The sequence below is a fragment of the Streptomyces sp. NBC_01433 genome (genome assembly GCF_026340105.1).
Classification (GTDB): domain Bacteria; phylum Actinomycetota; class Actinomycetes; order Streptomycetales; family Streptomycetaceae; genus Streptomyces.
In genome coordinates this window covers 2,246,188-2,263,655 of sequence record NZ_JAPEPM010000001.1, presented here as the reverse complement: position 1 = coordinate 2,263,655, position 17,468 = coordinate 2,246,188, and the positions used below count along the sequence as shown (strand labels likewise).

15 protein-coding genes and 2 CRISPR repeat arrays (1 of these 17 running past the window's edge) are annotated in these 17,468 nt (G+C 70.7%); of the genes, 5 read left to right on the top strand and 10 right to left on the bottom strand.

Going from position 1 to position 17,468, the window contains the following annotated elements; genetic code table 11:
* Positions 1-25 precede the first annotated feature (25 nt).
* The 4 genes from OG413_RS10235 (at position 26) to OG413_RS10220 (ending at position 6,249) form a co-directional block, all read left to right on the top strand.
* On the top strand, positions 26-1,384 hold the full coding sequence (locus tag OG413_RS10235) for a bifunctional glycosyltransferase family 2/GtrA family protein (protein WP_266804475.1): 1,359 nt from the start codon (positions 26-28) through the stop codon (positions 1,382-1,384).
* Complete coding sequence (locus OG413_RS10230; protein ID WP_266804473.1) at positions 1,381-3,576, top strand: glycosyltransferase family 39 protein; 2,196 nt, start codon at positions 1,381-1,383, stop codon at positions 3,574-3,576. The genes OG413_RS10235 and OG413_RS10230 overlap by 4 nt, the downstream gene beginning before the upstream one ends.
* A 220-nt stretch (positions 3,577-3,796) precedes the next feature.
* Positions 3,797-5,380: a DHA2 family efflux MFS transporter permease subunit gene (locus tag OG413_RS10225; protein ID WP_266804471.1), complete on the top strand. Its 1,584-nt coding sequence runs from the start codon at positions 3,797-3,799 to the stop codon at positions 5,378-5,380.
* Between the two features lie 92 nt (positions 5,381-5,472).
* Complete coding sequence (locus OG413_RS10220; RefSeq protein ID WP_266804469.1) at positions 5,473-6,249, top strand: TetR/AcrR family transcriptional regulator; 777 nt, start codon at positions 5,473-5,475, stop codon at positions 6,247-6,249.
* A gap of 88 nt (positions 6,250-6,337) precedes the next feature.
* Here OG413_RS10220 and OG413_RS10215 read toward each other — a convergent pair whose 3' ends face one another.
* The 5 genes from OG413_RS10215 to OG413_RS10195 all read right to left on the bottom strand — a co-directional run bounded on the left by OG413_RS10215 (position 6,338) and on the right by OG413_RS10195 (position 12,032).
* Positions 6,338-7,303: an NAD(P)-dependent oxidoreductase gene (locus OG413_RS10215; protein WP_266804467.1), complete on the bottom strand. Its 966-nt coding sequence runs from the start codon at positions 7,301-7,303 to the stop codon at positions 6,338-6,340.
* A gap of 7 nt (positions 7,304-7,310) precedes the next feature.
* A complete protein-coding gene (locus tag OG413_RS10210) occupies positions 7,311-7,781 on the bottom strand; it encodes a PPOX class F420-dependent oxidoreductase (RefSeq protein ID WP_266804465.1) in 471 nt (156 codons plus the stop codon).
* Positions 7,782-7,892: 111 nt separating this feature from the next.
* The gene (locus tag OG413_RS10205; RefSeq protein WP_266804463.1) at positions 7,893-8,708 is read right to left on the bottom strand and encodes a YceI family protein; all 816 of its coding nucleotides are present in this window, start codon (positions 8,706-8,708) and stop codon (positions 7,893-7,895) included.
* A 274-nt stretch (positions 8,709-8,982) separates the two neighbouring features.
* Complete coding sequence (locus OG413_RS10200; protein WP_266804462.1) at positions 8,983-11,496, bottom strand: MFS transporter; 2,514 nt, start codon at positions 11,494-11,496, stop codon at positions 8,983-8,985.
* Between the two features lie 23 nt (positions 11,497-11,519).
* Positions 11,520-12,032, bottom strand: a complete 513-nt coding sequence (locus OG413_RS10195; protein WP_073727557.1) for a MarR family winged helix-turn-helix transcriptional regulator — start codon at positions 12,030-12,032, stop codon at positions 11,520-11,522.
* Positions 12,033-12,422: 390 nt separating this feature from the next.
* Between OG413_RS10195 and OG413_RS10190 the strand changes: the two genes are divergently transcribed.
* Complete coding sequence (locus OG413_RS10190; protein WP_266804460.1) at positions 12,423-12,638, top strand: hypothetical protein; 216 nt, start codon at positions 12,423-12,425, stop codon at positions 12,636-12,638.
* A 34-nt stretch (positions 12,639-12,672) separates the two neighbouring features.
* Here the strand turns inward: OG413_RS10190 and OG413_RS10185 are convergent, their stop codons facing one another.
* From OG413_RS10185 to OG413_RS10165, 5 genes are all read right to left on the bottom strand, one after another.
* Complete coding sequence (locus tag OG413_RS10185; protein ID WP_266804459.1) at positions 12,673-13,476, bottom strand: hypothetical protein; 804 nt, start codon at positions 13,474-13,476, stop codon at positions 12,673-12,675.
* 57 nt (positions 13,477-13,533) lie between these two features.
* Positions 13,534-14,400 (bottom strand): RNA polymerase sigma factor SigF, encoded by an 867-nt coding sequence (locus tag OG413_RS10180; protein WP_266804457.1) that lies wholly within the window; start codon positions 14,398-14,400, stop codon positions 13,534-13,536.
* A 234-nt stretch (positions 14,401-14,634) separates the two neighbouring features.
* Positions 14,635-15,495, bottom strand: a complete 861-nt coding sequence (locus OG413_RS10175) for an RNA polymerase sigma factor SigF (RefSeq protein WP_073727550.1) — start codon at positions 15,493-15,495, stop codon at positions 14,635-14,637.
* Positions 15,496-15,682: 187 nt separating this feature from the next.
* Positions 15,683-15,976 (bottom strand): Dabb family protein, encoded by a 294-nt coding sequence (locus OG413_RS10170; RefSeq protein WP_266804454.1) that lies wholly within the window; start codon positions 15,974-15,976, stop codon positions 15,683-15,685.
* A 9-nt stretch (positions 15,977-15,985) separates the two neighbouring features.
* Complete coding sequence (locus OG413_RS10165) at positions 15,986-16,147, bottom strand: hypothetical protein (RefSeq protein ID WP_266810411.1); 162 nt, start codon at positions 16,145-16,147, stop codon at positions 15,986-15,988.
* A 461-nt stretch (positions 16,148-16,608) separates the two neighbouring features.
* A CRISPR array of direct repeats spans positions 16,609-16,881; the repeat unit is 31 nt; unit sequence CGGGAACAACCCCGCACGCGCGGGGACGACG.
* Positions 16,882-16,953: 72 nt separating this feature from the next.
* A CRISPR array of direct repeats spans positions 16,954-17,468; the repeat unit is 29 nt; unit sequence GGGAACAACCCCGCACGTGCGGGGACGAC (it continues 367 nt past the right edge of the window).

Below are 17,468 nucleotides of genomic sequence, written 5' to 3'. Positions count from 1 at the left end.
AGCGCGGTTGGCGAATGTCGATGACATGCGAACCGACAGCCTCCGGAGCAGCGGCAGCGGCCATAGCGGCAGCGGCGACAGCAGTGGCAGCAGCGGCAATGGCAGCGGCAGTGGCAGTGGCAGTGGCGACAGCCTGCCGGCCAGGGAACACCTCCTGGCCGGCGAGGCCGATGCGGCCGGTGTCCCCGTGCTCGACATCGTGGTTCCCGTCTACAACGAGGAGAAGGACCTCGAACCGTGCGTACTGCGCCTGCACGACCATCTGGCCCGCACCTTCCCGTACCCCTTCCGCATCACCGTCGCGGACAACGCGAGCACCGACCGCACGCCCCGGGTGGCGGCCGCGCTCGCGGCGGCCATCCCGGAGGTGCGCTCGTACCGGCTGGAGGAAAAGGGGCGCGGCCGGGCGCTGCGTACCGTGTGGTCGCACTCCGACTCCCCGGTCCTCGCCTACATGGACGTCGACCTCTCGACCGACCTCAACGCACTGCTCCCGCTGGTCGCCCCCCTGATCTCCGGCCACTCCGACCTGGCCATCGGGTCGCGGCTGGCGCGCAGTTCGCGGGTGGTGCGCGGGTCGAAGCGTGAGTTCATCTCGCGGGCCTACAACCTCATCCTGCGCTCGTCGCTGGCCGCACGGTTCAGCGACGCCCAGTGCGGATTCAAGGCGATACGGCGCGAGGTCGCCCAGCGGCTGCTGCCGATGGTCGAGGACACCGGGTGGTTCTTCGACACCGAGATGCTGGTGCTCGCCGAACGTGCCGGGCTGCGCATCCACGAGGTACCGGTCGACTGGGTCGACGACCCCGACTCGACCGTCCACATCGTGCGGACGGCGACCGAGGACCTGAAAGGCGTGTGGCGGGTGGGGCGGGCGCTGGCCGTCGGCGCACTGCCGCTGGACCGGCTGGCCCGGCCCTTCGGCGACGACCCGCGCGACCGCGCCCTGCCCGGGGTGCCGGGCGGGCTGGCCCGCCAACTGGTCGGGTTCTGCGTCGTGGGGGCCCTCTCCACCCTCTTCTATCTGGCCCTGTACTCGCTGTTCCGGATGGGCTTCGGGCCGCAGTTCGCCAACGGCGGCGCGCTGCTGGTGTCGGCCGTCGCCAATACGGCGGCCAACCGGAGGCTCACCTTCGGCGTACGTGGCAGGGGCGGCGCCGTACGCCATCAGGCGCAGGGGCTCGTCGTCTTCGCCATCGGCCTCGCCCTGACCAGCGGCTCGCTCGCCGCGCTGGGGGCGGCGTCCGGCTCGCCCTCGCACGGCACGGAACTCGCCGCCCTGATCGCGGCCAACCTCGCGGCGACGGTGCTGCGCTTCCTGCTCTTCCGCGCCTGGGTCTTCCCGGACCGGCGCACCGAACACGAACTGGGGAACGTCCGATGACCACCCTGTACCCCGACCATGTCCCCGCCCCGCCACCGGGCGTCCCCGCCGCGCACGGGCGCACCAGGGAGGCGTTCGCACGCCGCACCCTGCGGGGCAGGCCGGACGACCCCCGCTGGGCACGGCCCGCCTTCCTCGGACTGCTGCTCGTCGTCGCGCTGGCGTACCTGTGGAATCTCAGCGCATCCGGTTACGCCAACTCCTTCTACTCCGCCGCCGTGCAGGCCGGCAGCCAGAGCTGGAAGGCGTTCTTCTTCGGCTCGCTGGACGCCGCCGACGCCATCACCGTCGACAAGCCCCCGGCGACCCTCTGGCCGATGGCCCTGTCCGTGCGGCTCTTCGGGCTCGGCTCCTGGGCGATCCTCGTCCCCCAGGTGCTGATGGGCGTCGCCACGGCCGCCGTGCTGTACGCCGCCGTGCGCCGTCGCTTCAGTGCTGCCGCCGGGCTGATCGCCATGGCGGTCCTCGCGCTGACGCCGGTCGCCGCGCTGATGTTCCGCTTCAACAACCCGGACGCGCTGCTCGCGCTCCTGATGACCGTCACCGTCTACTGCGTCCTGCGGGCGATGGAGAACGGGCGCACGAAGTGGCTGGTCTTGGCGGGGGCCGCGGTCGGGTTCGCGTTCCTGACGAAGACCTTGCAGGCGTTCCTGATCCTTCCGCCGCTGGCCGTGCTGTACGCGGTGTTCGCACCCGGTTCCGTACGCAGGAGGCTCGGCCAACTCGCCCTGTCCGCACTCACGATGGTGGTCGCGGGCGGCTGGTGGGTGGCGATCGTCGAGCTGATGCCCGCGTCCTCGCGGCCGTACATCGGCGGCTCCCAGAACAACTCGTTCCTGGAACTCACCTTCGGCTACAACGGACTCGGCCGGATCAACGGCGAGGAGACCGGCAGCGTCGGAGGCGGAGGCGGTGGTGGCCGGGGCGGCGGCTGGGGTGAGACCGGCATCGGCCGGATGTTCAACTCCGAGATCGGCAGCCAGATCTCGTGGCTGCTGCCCGCCGCGCTGGTCCTGCTCGCCGCGGGTGTCTGGCTGACCTGGAAGGCGGAGCGGACGGACACGGCCCGCGCGGCCTTCCTCGCCTGGGGCGGTTCGCTGCTGATGACCGCGGTCGTCTTCAGCTTCATGGCCGGGATCTTCCACCAGTACTACACGGTGGCCCTCGCGCCCTACATCGCGGCGCTCGTCGGCATGGGCGCCACGGTCCTGTGGGAGGAACGGACCAGGTGGTGGGCGGGCGGCGTGCTCGCCGTGACCGTCGCCGTCACGGTGATCTGGTCGTACGTCCTGCTGGGGCGCACCCCGGACTACCTGCCGTGGCTGCGCTGGGCCGTCCTGATCGGCGGTCTGGTGGCCTCGGCCGGCCTGCTGCTCACCGGCCGGACGGGTCGCAGGTTCGCGCTCGCCGCGGTGGGGCTGGGCTTCGTCGCGTCGCTGGCGGGGCCGACGGCGTACACGATCAGCACGTTGGACACCGGACACCAGGGGTCGATCGTGACGGCGGGCCCGGCGGCGGCGAGCGGCAGGGGCGGTCCGGGGGGCGGCGGCCGGGGCGGTCCCGGCGGCGGTGGTGACGGCGGCGGAATGCGCGGCGGGATGCAGCCTCCGGGGCAGGGGACCCAGCAGGGCAATCAGCAGGGCAACCAGCAGGGCGGCGGTATGGGACAGCCGCCGACCGGCGGTCAGCAGGGCCAGGGCCAGGGCCAGGGCAACAATCGGCAGGGCGGAATGCCCGGCACCGCTCCCGGCCCCACGGGCGAAGGCCGTACGGGCGGCGGCATGGGCATGGGCGGGGGCGGCATGGGCGGACTGCTCAACGGCTCGTCCGTCGGTACGGAGGCCAAGAAGCTCCTGGAGAAGAACGCCGGAGACTACACCTGGTCCGCCGCGGCCATCGGCTCGCAGAACGCCGCGAGCTACCAGCTCGCCACCGGTGACCCGGTGATGGCGATCGGCGGCTTCAACGGCAGCGACCCGTCCCCGACGCTCGCCCAGTTCAAGAAGTACGTGGCCGACGGCAGGATCCACTACTTCATCTCGGGCGGCGGTGGCGGAGGCATGGGCGGCGGCGGTATGGGCGGCAGCGCCGGTACGTCCTCGCAGATCTCCTCGTGGGTGACGGAGAACTTCACGGAAGTCACCGTCGGCAGCTCCACCTTCTACGACCTGACCCAGCCCGCCACCACCTGACCCGAGCACAAGGCACACCCCACCCCACCCCCTGACCGGGGCCGGAACATCCGGCCCCGGTCAGGCGCCTTTCGCCGCCCCGCCCCGCCCCGCCCCGCCCGCCCGCGCCCCGCCCCGCTCGCGCGAAATCGAGTTGTACGGCGTACAGGACGTCCCATACGGTGTACAGCGACATCTCCCGTACACCGTACAAGTCGCGCTGGAGCGCAAGGAGCCCCGTATGACGGCAACCGTCGCCGAGCAAAAAGACCTCGCCCCCCGGGGCCACCCGCAGCGCTGGCTGATACTCGGCGTCATCTGCCTCGCCCAGCTCACCGTGCTGCTCGACAACACCGTCCTGAACGTCGCGATCCCCTCCCTGACCACGGAGCTGGACGCCTCCACCGCCGATGTGCAGTGGATGATCAACGCCTACTCGCTCGTCCAGTCGGGGCTGCTGCTCACCGCGGGCAGCTCGGCCGACCGCTACGGGCGCAAGAAGATGCTGGTCGCCGGGCTCGCCCTGTTCGGCGTCGGTTCGCTGGCGGCCGGGCTCTCGCAGACCTCCGGCCAGCTCATCGCGGCCCGTGCCGGGATGGGCATAGGCGGCGCGCTGCTGATCACCACCACCCTCGCCGTCATCGTCCAGATCTTCGACGACAGCGAGCGCGTGAAGGCGATCGGCCTCTGGGCGACCGTCAACTCCCTCGGCTTCGCCGTCGGCCCGCTCCTCGGCGGATTCATGCTCGACCACTACTGGTGGGGCGCGATCTTCCTGGTGAACATCCCGATCGCGGTGATCGGTCTGGTCGCCGTCGTCCGTCTCGTACCGGAGTCCAAGAATCCGCAGGGCGACCGACCCGACCTGCTCGGCGCGCTGCTCTCCACCATCGGGATGACCGCGGTCGTGTACGCGATCATCTCCGGGCCGGAACACGGCTGGACCTCCGGCCAGGTACTGCTGACCGCGTTCGTCGGGGTCGCCGTCCTCGCCGGGTTCGTCCTGTGGGAGCTGCGCATCCCGAACCCGATGCTGGACATGCACTTCTTCCGGAACCAGAAGTTCGTCGGTGCGATCGGGGGCGCGATCCTGGTCGCCTTCGGGATGAGCGGATCGCTCTTCCTGCTCACCCAGCACCTGCAGTTCGTGCTCGGTTACGGGCCGCTGGAAGCCGGTCTGCGTACGGCTCCGCTCGCCCTCACCGTGGTCGCCCTCAACCTCACCGGCGTGGGCGCGCGGCTCGTTCCCAGGCTGGGGACGCCGCTCACCATCGCCAGCGGGATGACCTGCCTGGCGGCCGGCCTCGCGGCGATCGCCCTGCTCGGCAGCCATGACTACGCGGGCATGCTGCTCGGCCTGGTCGTGATGGGGGCGGGCATCTCGTTCGCCATGCCCGCGATGGCCAACGCCATCATGAGCGCCATCCCGCCGGAGAAGGCGGGCGTGGGCGCCGGGATCAACGGCACTCTCGGCGAGTTCGGCAACGGGCTCGGGGTCGCGGTGCTCGGCGCCGTGCTCAACTCCCGGTTCGCCGCCCTCGTGCCCGCCGCGGTCGGTGCCGCCTCGCTGCCCGCCGCACTCGCCGCCGCGGACAGCGAGTCGGAAGCGCAGGGCATCAAGGACGCGTTCGCCTCCGGTCTGGAGACCAGTCAGCTGGTCGGCGCCGTCGCGGTCCTGATCGGCGGTCTGATCGCCGCGGTGCTGCTGCGACGGGCGGAACGCGCCGAAGCAGCGGGCACGGGCACGGATTCCGGTTCCGCTTCCGGTACCGGCACTGACCGGGCGGGCTCCGCTCCGGCAGACTCGACCGGGTCGGCGGCATAGCATCGGACAGGACGCACGTACCGGATGTTCACCTTCCCGTACGTGCGTCCGCCACCGGCTCGTTTCCGCCGGCAAGACGAGGAGAGTGCGCCATGGTGTCTGCGGCAGACCGTGCGAAGAACCCCGCGCGAACCAGTGTGTGGCTGGATCAACGGGTCTCCGCACGCGCCCGCAGGACCGACTCCCCGGAGGGCCTGGACCGGGACAAGATCACCGCGGCGACCGTCCGGCTGCTGGACGCCGAGGGCCTCGCCAAGTTCTCCATGCGCAGGCTCGCCGCCGAGCTGGACGTCACCGCGATGTCCCTCTACTGGTACGTCGACGCCAAGGACGACCTGCTGGAACTTGCCATGGACTCGGTCTACGCCGAGATCGGGCCCCCGCGCGAGTCCGCCGACTGGCGCGACCGGCTGCGCGAGCTCGCCCGCAGTTACCGCGAGCTGCTCGTCCGCCATGTCTGGGTGTCGCCGCTGGCCGGTCACTTCCTCAACATCGGCCCGCACTCCATGCTGTTCTCGTACGCCGTCCAGGACGTCATCCGGGCCACCGGACTCCCCCTGAAGCACCAGATGGGCGCGCTCGCCGCCGTCTTCCAGTTCGTCTACGGATTCGGCACCATCGAGGGCCACTTGCTGGAGCGGAGCAAGGGGGTGGGGCTCAGCCAGGACGATTATTTCCGGCAGTCGGTGGCCGCGGTCCGGAGCCGGCCCGAGCTCAAGGAGATCGTCGACTCCTCGCAGGACCTGATGGACGCCCGCGGCGGCGGGACGGTCGAGGAGATGCGCGAGCGGGACTACGTCTTCGCGCTGGATCTGCTGGTCGCGGGCATCGAGGCGATGTGCGCCCGCGAGGATGCCACGGCTCCGTGACGGGTGGGGCGGGCAGGTCCTCGTCACGCGAGGGGCGGGCAGGTCTCCCGGCGCCCCGCCCCCGTAACGCCCGGGTCGCAGGCGGCTCTCAGTACCCCCGGCCCACGTCCACGGCGAGGCCGGGTACGCGGCCCGCGTGCAGGTCGCTCCAGCACGCCCCGAAGTCCGCCGCCACGTCCTCGGGGGCGGTGATCCCCGCGGAGTGCGAGGTGATCACCGTACGGGGCAGCTGCCAGCACCGGTCCCCGGGAGCGGCCGGCTCCTCGGGCAGGACGTCGAGTACCGCCCGCCGCACCGAACCGTCCCGCAGCGCGGTCTCCAGCGCCCCCGGGTCCACCGTCGCGCCCCGGCCCACATTGACGAACGTGGCCCCCCGGACGGCCGCGAACCGGTCCGCCCCGAAGAACCCCTCCGTCGCACCGGTCAACGGCAGGGCGGACACCACCCACCGCGCGGTGGCGAGCGCTTCGATGTCCTCACCGGTCCCGATCACCCGGTCGAAACCCGGCGGCGGCACGGCACGCGCGGTGCGGGCCACGCCCACCGTCCTGATCCCGCACCCGCGCAGCAGACCGGCGACGGCCGCCCCGATGCGGCCGGTTCCGTAGACGAGGGCCGTCTGCCCGGCGACCAGCTCGGACGGGATACGACGCCACTCGGCCCGCGCGTGCTGGGCGGCGAACTCGGGCACGGACTGGCACTCGGCGAGCACCCAGGCCAGCACGTACTGGGCGATCCGCTCGCCCATCCGGCCGACGGTCCGGGTCAGCAGCGCTCCGGCGGGCCAGGGACCGGAGGCGAGCAGCGCGTCCGTCCCGGCGTTGACGCTGTGGAACCACACCGGACGGCCGGTGGTGCGCCAGGCGTCCGGGAGCGTGGCTCCCACGCAGACGTACGGGAGGCCGTACGGCGGGGCGCTGCCCATCGGCTCGGCGCGACGGCCGGTGATCCGCTCCAACGCGTGGACCAGGGAGGCGTCGAGGTCCGGCGCGACAAGGAGCCGGGCCCGCGCGAGCAGGTCCGGCCCCGGTATACCGCTGGGAGAGCGAGGCACGGGCCGGTCAGTTCTCGGGGGCCAGGCGGGCCGGGAAGCCGCCGGTGGCGATCGGGCTCCAGCGCTCCGGAGTGATCCGGATGATCGACTTCCCCTGCTTCACCATCGCCGCCCGGTACTCGTCCCAGTCCGGGTGCTCCCCGGAGATGTTCCGGAAGTACTCCACGAGCGGCTCGACCGAATCCGGCGAGTCGACCACCTCGGCCGAGCCGTCGATCTGCACCCACGGCCCGTTCCAGTCGTCCGACAGGACGATCACGCTGACCCGCTCGTCCCGCTTCGCGTTACGGGTCTTGGCCCGTTCGGGGTAGGTCGACATGACGATCCGGCCCGCGTCGTCGACGCCGCAGGTCAGCGGGGAGCCCTGGGGGCGGCCGTCGGACCGGGTGGTCAGGAGGACCGCCCGGTGCCGGGGCCGTACGAAAGCCAGCAACTCGTCGAGCTCCACGGCGGTGTTGGTCGCGATGTTGGATGCCATACGGCCAACCCTACGGCGGCACCAGGACCCTACGAAGGCAGCGAACCGCGCCACGGCACCGCGAACCGCCCCACGACATCAGCGAACCGCCGTGCGACACCGGCGAACCGCCTACGAAGGCAACGCGTCGCCCTGCACGGCCTGGATGTCCAGTTCCACGCGCAGGGTCGTGCCGATCGCCGAGATGCCCGCCTGGATCACCTGGTTGTAGTTCATGGCGAAGTCGTCGCGGCGCAGCTCCGCCGTGGCGTGGAAGGCCGCGCGGATGCCGCCCCACGGGTCGGGGCCGGTGCCCAGGTAGCTGAGGTCCAGGTCGACCGGGCGGGCGACGCCGTGCATCGACAGCTCGCCGTGCACCGTCCAGCGGTCGGGTCCGGCCGGGGTCAGCCCGCTGGAGCGGTACGTGATCTCGGGGAACCGTTCCACGTCCAGGAAGTCGGGCGAGCGCAGGTGCTTGTCCCGCATGCCGTTGCCGGTGTCGATGCTGGTGGCGCCGATGACCGCGTCGACGCGGGACCTGGCGATGTCCTCGGCGATCTCGATGCGGCCGCCGAACTCGGTGAACCGGCCGTGCACGCTGGAGATGCCCAGGTGCTGGGCGACCGCGGCCACCGAGGAGTGCGCCGGGTCCAGGGACCAGGCGCCGGGCGGCGGAAGTTCCACGCCGCCCTGCCGGGCCAGCACGATCTGCCCGGCCGAGATCAGGCCACTGGCCGTGACGAGCGCGGTGGAGGCGGCGGGGGCGTACCCGACCGCCGTGACGATCACCGTGTACGCGCCGGCGGGCAGCGAGCCGTCGGCACGGACGGCCCCGTTCTCGTCGGCGTCGGCCCGCAGCACCTGGGTGCCGGTCATGTCGGTGACCGTCACGACCGCGTGCTGGACCGCCCAGCCGTCCCGCGTCCGTACCTGTGCGCGAAGTGCCATCCCGTTTTCTCTCCTTGCATCTTGACCCGGTGGGTCAATGAGTCGGGCCCCGGGGCGGGGGCGACAGGCCGTCCCCTGCCTGCCGTCCCCGCCGCCGGGGCCCATTTCCGCCGGCCGGGACAGCCTCTCCGCTGGGAGTGCCGTACCGCCAGGGGTCTTGTCACCCGTGTACCGGTGAGATACCCGGGATACCGGTGTCACGAGGGATACCGGTGGTGCGCGGGATGCCGGTGATACCGGCTACCCGTGCACTCGTCCTACCCGTGCACTCGTCTCACTCGCCGGGGTGGGCGAGCTCGATGTCGTGACCGTCGACGCCGTGACCGGCCACGGTCAGGGAGCCGGCCACCGGCGGGTAGCCGGTCGCGATGACCGAGTACTCGCCCGCGTCCAGGTCGGTGAAGGCGTACGCCCCGTCCTGGCCGGTCGTCGCGTTGGCGACCACGTTGCCCGCCGCGTCGATCAGCGTGACCCGTGCGTCGGGCAGCGGGGCCCGCGCGGCACCGGCCCGTACGAGACCCTGGACCAGCGCACCGGCCCGGAGGGCGGCGTCGATCCGGGTGACACCCTGGCCGCCGATCTCCACCGGCAGGGCGAGCGGGCGGAAGCCCGCGGCGTTGACCGCGACGGTCACCGCACCGGGGATCAGCTCGCCGAAGGCGAACTCGCCCGTCTCACCGGACTTGCCGGTGGCCAGGACGTCGCCGCGTACATCGGTCACGATGACCATGGCGCCCTCGACCGGCGTACCGGCCTCGGCAGCCCTGACGGTTCCGGCCAGGCCGCTCGTACCGGCCAGCAGGATGTCGAAGGCCAGCGGCTCCTCGCCGACGACCACGGTGGTCGCCTGCGGCTGGAACCCGTCGGCGGACGCGATCAGGACGTACGAACCGGAGCCCGGCGCGTCCAGGGTGTAGCCGCCGTCGGACCGGGCGACGGAGCGCCCCAGCTGCCGGCCGCCCAGCGAGATCAGCGTGACGGCGGCGCGGGCGACGGGTGCGCCCTCGGCGCCGCGCACCACACCGTGCACCGGAGTGCCCCGCACGGTGGCCGCGGGGGTTTCGAGCGTGTCGACCGAGGTGATCCCGGCGGCGCCCTCGGCGACCGGTGCGGCAGCGCCGACCGCGAGCGCGGCGGGCACCGCGGCCTCGACAGGAGCCTGCGAGGGGACCTGGGCGGGGACCGCGGCCTTGGCCGGGTCGTCGTTGGCGGCGTTCGTCTTCAGCGCGACCTCCTTGATGAAGATCGTCACGATGAAGGCGACGAGCGCGGCCGGAGCGGCGTACAGGAAGACATCGCCGACGCCGTGACCGTAGGCGGCCTCGACGACCGTACGGAACGGGCCGGGCAGCTTGTCCAGGTCGGGGATGCCCCCGCCGCCGGTGCCGCCGTGGCCCATGGCCGCGCCTTCGGGACCAAGGTCCGCGAGGCCGTCCTTGACGTAGTGGGCGACGCGGTTCGCCATGACGGCGCCGAGCGCCGAGACGCCGATCGCGCCGCCGAGCGAACGGAAGAAGGTGACGACGGAACTGGCCGAGCCGAGGTCGCTGGGGGCGACCTGGTTCTGCGTGGCGAGGACCAGGTTCTGCATCATCATGCCGATGCCGAGACCCATCACGAACATGTAGATCGCGATGTGCCAGTACGCGGTGTCGTACCGGATGGTGCCGAGCATCCCGAGACCGGCGGTGACCAGGAAGCCACCGCTGACCAGCCAGGCCTTCCAGCGGCCGGTCTTGGTGATGACCTGGCCCGAGACGGTCGAGGAGAGGAACAGACCCGCGATCATCGGGATCGTCATGACGCCGGACATCGTCGGCGACTTGCCGCGCGCCAGCTGGAAGTACTGGCTGAAGAAGACGGTGCCCGCGAACATCGCGATACCGACGAACAGCGAGGCCACCGAGGCCAGCGTGATGGTCCGGTTGCGGAAGAGGCGCAGCGGGATGATCGGCTCGCTGGCCTTGGACTCGATGAGCAGGAAGAGCCCGACGAGCACGACGGTGCCGCCGAGCATCGTGTAGGTCTGCCAGGAGATCCAGTCGTACTTGTCGCCCGCGAAGGTCACCCAGAGCAGCAGCAGCGAGACGGCGGCGCTGATGAAGAACGCGCCCGACCAGTCGACCTTGACCTCGCGCTTGACGACCGGGAGCTTCAGGGTCTTCTGGAGCACCACCAGGGCGATCATCGCGAACGGCACACCCACGTAGAAGCACCAGCGCCAGCCCATCCAGCTGGTGTCGGTGATGACACCGCCGAGGAGCGGACCGCCGACGGTGGCGACGGCGAAGACCGCGCCGAGGTAGCCGCTGTAGCGCCCGCGCTCACGCGGGGCGATCATCGCGGCCATCACGATCTGGGCGAGGGCGGAGAGACCGCCGACGCCGACGCCCTGGACGACACGGCAGGCGATGAGCATGCCGCTGCTGGTCGACAGACCGGCGACGACCGAGCCCGCGACATAGATGACCAGCGATATCTGGACCAGCAGCTTCTTGCTGAACAGGTCGGAGAGCTTGCCCCACAGGGGGGTGGTGGCGGTCATGGCCAGCAGCGAGGCCGTGACGACCCAGGTGTACGCGCTCTGGCCGCCGCCGAGGTCGGAGATGATTTCCGGCAGGGCGTTGGAAACGACCGTCGACGACAGAATCGCGACGAACATGCCGAGCAGCAGCCCGGTCAGCGCTTCCATGATCTGCCGGTGGGTCATCGGCGTGCCGTCGGCGGCGTCGGCGCCACCGTGCTTGGCGTGGCCGCCCCGCACACCGGTTGGTGTGGTCGTAGCCATGGAGTTCCTTGTCTTTGCTTCTGTTACACAGGTGTACGGGTGTAGGCGTCGTCGGAGTGCCGGGTGCGGCAGTCGCCGGTGTGTGTCCCGGGGGCACATCCGCCGGAGCCGCGACAGGCGAAGCTGTCGCGCAGCCGGGACAACAGCGAGTTGAGCTGCCCGACTTCGTCGTCGGACCAGTCCTGAAGGTTGTGGGCGAACATCTCGGTGGTCCGCCGCGTCAGCTCGTCGAGCTGGTCGTTGCCGGCGGGGGTCAGCCGCAGGATGCGGGACCGCTTGTCCGCTGGATCCGAAGACCGTTCGATCCAGCCGTGCTCTGCCACATGGGCGACATGACGGCTGGTCACCGACATGTCCACGGCCAGCAGCTCGGCGAGTCTGCTGATCCGCATCTCACCGTGCTGAGCCAGGAGCGCCAGCACGGCGGCGGAGCCACCGGGACACTCGGAGGGGAGGGCGCGGGCGAGTCCGCGCTTGACGGCCCCGATGGCGCTGAGCTGCCGGGCCAGTTCTTCGTACTGACTCCGCTCGGCCACGGGACCCCCAGACAGACTCGCCGACATCTTGTTGCTTAGGGCAACCATAGATTCGTTGGTTGCCGCAGGCAAACGAAAAGGGGCTTGCAGAAGTAAAGGAAGGCAAAAGCCTCCGTAGGGTCCCGGTCAAGCGCGCAGCGTGTGCGGTGGTCCCTCGTAACAGGGGTGTCATGCGTCACGTCCGGCACGGCTTTCCGTCACGTCCGGCACGGCATTCCGTCGCATCCGGCACCGCTTTCCGTGGCGTCCCGCCCTGCTTTCCGTGGCGTCCGGGCCTCGCGTTCACCGGCGTTCGGCCCTCGCGTTCACCCGCGCGGCCCGCGCGGGACCACGCTCCCTGCGGGCCCCGGGGGTTGGGCCGTACGCCCGAGTTCGCTAGGGTCCTGCCCCATGGCACACAACCCCCACGCCCCTCAGCAGGGCCCCGAGGGCAATCAGGACCCGGCGGGCAGCACGCAGATGTTCCGCGCCTTTGTCGACGAGGGCGAGCCGCAGCGCCGGCAGCAGCCGGCGGCGACCTCGTCCGGGCCGAGGACCGGGGTGATCGCGGCGGTCGTCGCGGTCGTTGTTGTCCTCGGCGCGGTCGCCTGGCTCGCGCTCAGCTGACATTCCGCCGCCCCCGCCCCCGCGTCGGTGGGGGTCACTTCCATACGGCGGTGACGTCCTGGGTCTCGACACGCATCCCCAGGGGGACCCGCCAGGCGTCCACACAGACGGTGTACGTCTTCTTCCGCACCGCTCCCGCGTCGATCGGCGCGGGCAGCGGCTGCGTCGATTCGAGCGTCGCCCAGTCGACTCCCAGCGCACCGATGATGTGCGTGGCGAAGGTGACGGTGCCCGAGCGCACCGCTGAGCCGCCGGTATTGCGGAACTCCATGCTCACCTTCTCGCACCAGCGCTTGTCGGCGGCGGCCCGCTCGGGGCCGCTGAGCTGAAGGGCGGCCGGGGCGGGCGGAGCGGTGGTGCCGGGAGTGCTGGGAGTACCGGGGGAGCTGGGCTTCGCGGGGCTCGGTGGGGTCGTCGGGGCGCCGGTTCCGTGGCCGCTCCCGCTCCCGTGGCCGGTCCCGGAAGACGGCTCGGGGCCGGGTGTTCCGGGCGCCCCGGATGAGCCCGGGGGTGTGCCCGCGTTCTCCGTATCGCGCAGGTCCGCAGGACGGCCGGAATCACCCGCGCCGCCCTTCGCGGCACTCGGTCCGCCGCTTCCGCTTCCCGCCCCGCTGCCGCCCTTGTCCAGCGGGACCAGCGTCACCGTGCCCGAGGGGCCCGCCGCGCCCGTGGGTGCCCTCCCGGGGCCCGCGGCGGCGGCTCCCACGGCCGCGTAGCCGTCGCCGCCGCCCGAGCCGCCCGCGCAGGAGACCAGGGCGCCGCCCAGACACAGCACGGCCGCCGAGGCGGCGATCACGGTGCCCCGGCGGCCGGTCGAGCCGAATGTCTGACGTCGCATCGCGCCAGTGTGGCTGACGGTCCGTCAATTCGGAACCCTTGTGCGCGTGGCACCGGGTCAGTCGGCGATGAGCCCTTCCCTGAGCTGGGCGAGGGTGCGGGTGAGCAGGCGCGAGACGTGCATCTGGGAGATGCCGACCTCCTCGCCGATCTGCGACTGGGTCATGTTGGCGAAGAAGCGCAGCATGATGATCTGGCGTTCGCGCGGGGCGAGTTTGGCCAGCAGCGGCTTCAGGGACTCGCGGTACTCGACGCCCTCCAGCGCGGCGTCCTCGTACCCCAGGCGATCGGCGAGCGAGCCCTCGCCGCCGTCGTCCTCGGGCGAGGGGGAGTCCAGCGAGGAGGCGGTGTACGCGTTGCCGACGGCCAGGCCGTCGACCACGTCCTCCTCGGAGACCCCGAGCGCCTTGGCCAGCTCCGGCACGGTCGGCGAGCGGTCGAGCCTCTGCGCGAGCTCGTCGCTGGTCTTGGTGAGCGCGAGCCGCAGCTCCTGGAGGCGCCGGGGCACCCGTACCGACCAGGAGGTGTCGCGGAAGAACCGTTTGATCTCCCCGACGACGGTGGGCATCGCGAACGTCGGGAACTCCACGCCCCGTTCGCAGTCGAACCGGTCGATCGCCTTGATCAGGCCGATGGTGCCGACCTGGACGATGTCCTCCATCGGCTCGTTGCGGCTGCGGAAGCGCGCCGCGGCGTAGCGGACCAGCGGGAGGTTGAGCTCGATGAGTGTGTCCCGTACGTAGGCACGCTCCGGGCTGTCCGTTCCCCCGGGGCCCGGAGCGGGGCCGAGCGCGGCGAGCCGCAGGAACAGGGAGCGGGACAGAGTACGGGTGTCGATGGCTTCCGACGAGCTGGTGAGCACGGCGGGTGCCGGCACGCTCTTCGTGAGCGTGAGCACCTTCGAGCTGCCCTGTTCTGCGGACATGCCACCCCCTTGAGGTCGCGGACGGTCGCGGTGACCGCGACCATCGGAGGAACGCAGCCTCCACCTGAATACCGGAGGCGGGGCTGCGGCAAACGCGGTTCCAGCAGAATGTCACATGTCGGCAACACGCTGTAGTGACATGTCGACAAGTCAGCGCCAAGTCTGCGCAGGAAACAGGGGGTGTGAGGCTTTTACACCGCCAGAAGTGCTCTTTGTGTGGTCTACCCGTTCTGACTACGCCTCGATCCTATTTGCGGATCTCAGTCGGGCGAAGCTTCTGGCCAGGAGCCTTGACACATGCATCTGCGAGACGCCCAGTTCTGCGCTGATCTGAGACTGGGTCAAGTTGCTGTAGTAGCGCAGCAGAAGGATCCGCTGCTCGCGCTCGGGGAGCTGGACGAGCAGGTGCCGTACGAGGTCGCGGTGCTCGACCCCGGCGAGCGCGGGGTCCTCGTAGCCGAGCCGGTCGAGGAGTCCGGGCAGCCCGTCACCCTCCTGGGCGGCCTCCAGCGAGGTCGCGTGGTACGAGCGCCCCGCCTCGATGCAGGCCAGCACCTCGTCCTCGGAGATCTTCAGCCGTTCGGCGATCTCGCCGGTGGTGGGAGAGCGCCCGTGAGCGGTCGTCAGATCCTCGGTGGCGCCGGTGACCTGAACCCAGAGCTCGTGCAGCCGGCGGGGTACGTGGACGGTCCTCACATTGTCCCGGAAGTAACGTTTGATCTCGCCGACCACGGTGGGCATCGCGAACGTCGGGAACTGGACGCCGCGTTCCGGATCGAACCGGTCGATGGCGTTGATCAGTCCGATGGTGCCGACCTGGACGACGTCCTCCATCGGCTCGTTGCGGCTCCGGAACCGCGCGGCGGCGTACCGCACGAGCGGAAGGTTCGCCTCGATCAGGGCGGCCCGCACCCTGCGGTGCTCGGGAGTGCCCGGCTCCAGGTCCTTGAGCTGCCCGAAGAGCACCTGCGTGAGCGCCCTGGTGTCCGCGCCGCGGGTCCTGGCGGGCGGGGCGGTGGGGTCGGGCGTCTCGGTCTGGATGTCCTCGGTCTGGACGTTCTGGGGAGGCACTTGAGGCGCTGTACTGGCCGGCACTGTGACGCCACCCCTTTGCGGTCAACTGCGGTCAACTCATCCGTCAAAAGCGGTCATAGCATCACAAGACATGTCCACTGTGTGCAAGCACCGCATATGGTCGTGTTGAGGGCAGTTTTGTTTTTAAACGCCAAAAACCCCTCACCTGAGCGGCGAGGGGCCTGCGGAACCGAGGGCCGGGATGCTGTCAGAAGGGGTAGTCGGCGATCACCCAGGTGGCGAATTCACGCCACTGACCGGCTGCGGCCTGGTGGGCCGGGTGCTCGATGTAGCGCTTCAGGGTGTCCTCGTCGGCGACCGCCGAATTGATCGCGAAGTCATACGCGATCGGCCGATCGGTGATGTTCCAGGCGCACTCCCAGAACTCCAGCTCCGGAATCACCCCACCGAGCTCCCGGAAGGCCTGCTCCCCGGCAACCACCCGCGGATCGTCCCGCTCGACGCCGTCGTTCAGCTTGAACAGGACCAGGTGGCGGATCATCGGATACTCCTACTTCACCAGCTCGGACATGAAGTCGCCGACGCCCTGGGCGGCGCTGGAAACGCCTTCGAACCCTACCTGGACGAGATCAGCGGCCCTGCTCGGGGACGTGATGATCGTGTACAGCACGAAGACCACCACTATGTAGAGCGCGATCTTCTTCGCTTGCACCACAGCCCCTGCCTCCCCTTCGGTCGCGTGTGCGGTCGCGCGATTCTATCCGCACACCTGGCCGTATCCAGTGGCTGTTTCCGATCACTGATGCGCTCTTTAAGGACCTATGGCCCGGCCACCGGGGTCTTTTGCCCGCAGGGCCGGCTTCTACGGAGGGGCAGGATGGATGACGAGCCCAGCGGATCTGGCAGGAATCCGAGGGGCTGGAACAGGACCTATCTGTGGGGTCCACGCCGCAAGACTTCCCCCTGACTGCGGCGGGGACCAGTAGGCCCTGTTCTCACCGGGGGAAGCGGCTTGTCCCCCCGATGCCGCTTCCCCCGACCTAACTTTCCGATACCCCCCGATGAACCGCGCTCCGGACTCGACGCCTATGCATGGGCGCGACGAGTCGGGGCGCGGTGTTTTGCGTGCGGGGCGCCGCTTACCTTGAAATCACCTGGCCGACCGGCGGAGGTGGCGGTGGCCCCGCGTGGGCGGGGATGACACGCGGGCGAGATTGGCCGCGTTGCCGGTCCGGGGGACAGCCCCGCGTGTGCGGGGACGACAAACCTACGGTTTCCATTAGCTGCCCACGAACGGGAACAACCCCGCACGCGCGGGGACGACGTGCTCCCGGCGCCGGTGCAGGCAGCGCCGCCGGGAACAACCCCGCACGCGCGGGGACGACGGTCCATCGACACGGGGACGGGCGACGACCGCAGGAACAACCCCGCACGCGCGGGGACGACCCGCCGAACGGCACCAGCTGCTGCCACTCGCGGGGACGACTACGAGCACCGTCGCACCGTTCTGGAAGGGCTGGGAACAACCCCGCACGCGCGGGGACGACACGGCGGGACGCCTGGGAAAGCAGAGAGCAGTGGGAACAACCCCGCACGCGCGGGGACGACTCTCGTCCGTCTCGGGCTTGTCGAGACGGACGGGGAACAACCCCGCACGCGCGGGGACGACTACCTCATGAGGACGTACGCTTCCGTCACCGAGGGAACAACCCCGCACGTGCGGGGACGACTCCCTTCCTGTGCCACCGCCGTTCCGGCCGCCGGGAACAACCCCGCACGTGCGGGGACGACCCCGCGGTGGTCGTACCGGCTGCGGCGGCTGCGGGAACAACCCCGCACGTGCGGGGACGACCGTCCACAACGAGGTACACCCTTCCAAGGACCGGGAACAACCCCGCACGTGCGGGGACGACCCTCTTCACCCGTGGAGAGCGGCGAAGAGCCGGGGAACAACCCCGCACGTGCGGGGACGACGGTGCGGCCAGACAAGGACGTCATCCCGCTCTGGGAACAACCCCGCACGTGCGGGGACG